This is a genomic window from Streptomyces coerulescens (genome assembly GCF_042657965.1).
Taxonomy (GTDB): domain Bacteria; phylum Actinomycetota; class Actinomycetes; order Streptomycetales; family Streptomycetaceae; genus Streptomyces; species Streptomyces coerulescens.
Genome location: NZ_JBHSKM010000062.1, coordinates 1 through 512 on the forward strand (window position 1 = coordinate 1; position 512 = coordinate 512).

Annotated in this window: 1 protein-coding gene; it reads right to left on the bottom strand. The window is 66.8% G+C overall.

Going from position 1 to position 512, the window contains the following annotated elements; genetic code table 11:
* The coding region (locus tag ACFPQ9_RS44580; protein WP_380866204.1) for a beta-ketoacyl synthase N-terminal-like domain-containing protein at positions 1 to 512 on the bottom strand (512 nt) is incomplete at both ends.

A 512-nucleotide genomic window follows, 5' to 3' on the forward strand; every position in this document is an offset into this window, starting at 1 on the left:
AGGCACCGTCCTGATTGACCGCACTCCCCCGCACCACCGCAAGAACCGGATGCCTGTTGCGGCGCGCATCGGAGAGCCGCTCCAGAACCAGCATCCCCGCCCCCTCACCCCACACCGTCCCATCCGCACCCTCACCAAACGCCTTGCACCGCCCATCCACCGCAAGACCCCGCTGCCGCGAAAACTCCACAAACGCAGCAGGCGACGACATCACCGTCACCCCACCCGCCAACGCCAGACCACACTCACCCGCCCGCAACGCACCCACCGCCAGATGAAGCGACACCAACGCCGACGAACACGCCGTGTCCACCGTCACCGCCGGCCCCTCCAACCCCAGCACATACGCCACCCGCCCCGACATCACACTCGCAGCAGACCCCGTCCCCACAAACCCCTCAACCCCACCAAAACCACCCCCCGACGCCAACAAATAATCCTGACCATTCGTCCCCACAAACACACCCGACACCGACCCCCGCACCGACACCGGATCCACACCAGCCCGCTCC